Origin of the sequence: Thauera aromatica (assembly GCF_023093595.1) — a bacterium.
Taxonomy (GTDB): Bacteria; Pseudomonadota; Gammaproteobacteria; order Burkholderiales; family Rhodocyclaceae; genus Thauera; species Thauera aromatica_A.
Window position 1 is genome coordinate 1 of sequence record NZ_JALLIK010000039.1, and the last position, 1,853, is coordinate 1,853.

At 70.5% G+C, this 1,853-nt stretch carries 2 protein-coding genes; both read right to left on the bottom strand.

Features of this window, described 5'->3' with window-relative positions; all coding sequences use genetic code 11:
• Positions 1-267: 267 nt before the first annotated feature.
• Entirely contained in the window at positions 268-912 is a 645-nt protein-coding gene (gene maiA, locus MXC99_RS00440; protein WP_075146770.1) for a maleylacetoacetate isomerase, read from the bottom strand.
• 4 nt (positions 913-916) lie between these two features.
• On the bottom strand, positions 917-1,853 hold a 937-nt coding region (locus MXC99_RS00445; RefSeq protein ID WP_247723676.1), incomplete at its 5' end, for a fumarylacetoacetate hydrolase family protein.

Genomic DNA, 1,853 nt, shown 5'->3' on the forward strand with positions numbered 1-1,853 from the left:
GCCGTCCCACACGCTGACCCAGAACTGCTCGGGCTGCGCCACCGACCAGGCGTACAGCGCACCGTAGTCGGGCAGGGACACGCCCCAGCGCCTCTCCGCCGCGAGGCGGAAAGCGGTGACGTTGGCCGCGGCGATGCGCTCGGCGGAAGGGGTCCAGAGAGGTTGATCAGTCTTCATCGATGCCACTCATTCATATGCGTATGCGATTCTGGGCGCGCCTTCCCGCGCACGCCGGACGCGGCCGTTACCGGACCGCCCGGCCAGGCCTCACTCGGCATCAGGCTGCGCCGCCGGCGCCGCGCGCCGGAACGCCTCCAGCTCCTCGCACCGGGCGGCGATTGCGCGCACCGTCGGCATCGCAGAGAGGTCGCAGTCGAAACGCCGGGCGTTGAACACCTGGGGCACGAGGCAGCAGTCGGCCAGGCCGGGACGGTCGCCGTGGCAAAACGCCCCGCTGCGCCCGTCGCCGGCGAGGCGGGCCTCGACCGCGGCGAGGCCGAGCTCCACCCAGTGCCGGTACCACGCATTGCGCTGCGCTTCGGTGGCGCCGAACTCCCGCCCGAGGTACTGCAGCACCCGCAGGTTGTTGATCGGGTGGAGGTCGCAGGCGATCATCTGGGCGATCTCGCGCACGCGCGCCCGGTCGAGCGCCTGCGCGGGCAACAGCGGCGCCTGCGGATGGGTCTCGTCCAGATACTCGATGATCGCGAGCGACTGCGTCAGCACCCGCCCCGCATCCTCCAGCGCCGGCACCAGGCCGGCCGGATTCAGCACCAGATACTCGGGCCGACGCTGCTCCCCGCCGTCGCGTGTCAGGTGGACCGGGACCGCCTCGTAGTCCAGCCCCTTGAGGTGGAGAGCGATCCGCACGCGGTAGGCGGCCGAGCTGCGGAAGTAGGTGTAGAGCTTCATCGCCTCAGCCCCCGAGCGCCGCCACCCGGTTCTCGATCGTGCCGAACACGCTGCGGCCCTCGCGATCGAACATTTCGATGCGCACGGTATCGCCGTCACGCATGAACGGGGTCGCCGGCTTGCCCTGCTCGATGGTCTCGTAGGTGCGCAGCTCCGCCAGGCAGCAGTAGCCGACACCGCCGTGCTCGATCGACGAGCCCCACAGGTCGCCCTGCTTGTTCGACACCGTCCCCGAACCGATGATCGAGCCGGCCTCGAGCGCGCGCGTCTTGGCCACGTGGGCGACCAGCCGGCCGAAGTCGAACGTCATGTCCACACCGGCGTTCGGCTTGCCGAACAGCTTGTCGTTCAGATGCACCACCAGCGGCAGATGCACCTTGGCGTCCTTCCACGCCGCGCCGAGCTCGTCGGGCGTCACCGCCACCGGGCTGAAGGCCGACGCGGGCTTGCTCTGGAAGAAGCCGAAGCCCTTCGCGAGCTCATTCGGGATCAGGTTGCGCAGGCTGACGTCGTTCACCAGCATCACCAGCCGGATCGCTTGCGCCGCCTCTTCCGGGCTCGCCCCCAGCGCCACGTCGCCGGTGACCACGGTGACTTCGGCCTCGAAGTCGATCCCCCAGGCTTCGTCGGCCACCACCGCGTCGCGCGGGCCGATGAAACCGTCCGAGCCGCCCTGGTACATCAGCGGGTCGGTGTAGAAGCTCGCCGGCACTTCGGCATTGCGCGCGCGGCGCACCAGTTCGACGTGGTTGAGATAGGCCGAGCCGTCGGCCCACTGGTAGGCGCGCGGCAAGGGCGAGGCGCAGGCGGCCTGGTCGAAGGGCTGGGACTCGACCGCGCCGCTGTTGACCGCCTCGTACACCTGGCGCAGCTGCGGCTCGCACACCGCCCAGTCGTCGAGCGCGGCCTGCAGCGTGCGCGCGATCGCCGGCACCGCGCGG

Bases quoted from the DNA above. Each gene is read 5' to 3' on its own strand.
- maiA (WP_075146770.1), bottom strand. From the start codon at position 912: ATGAAGCTCTACACCTACTTCCGCAGCTCGGCCGCCTACCGCGTGCGG.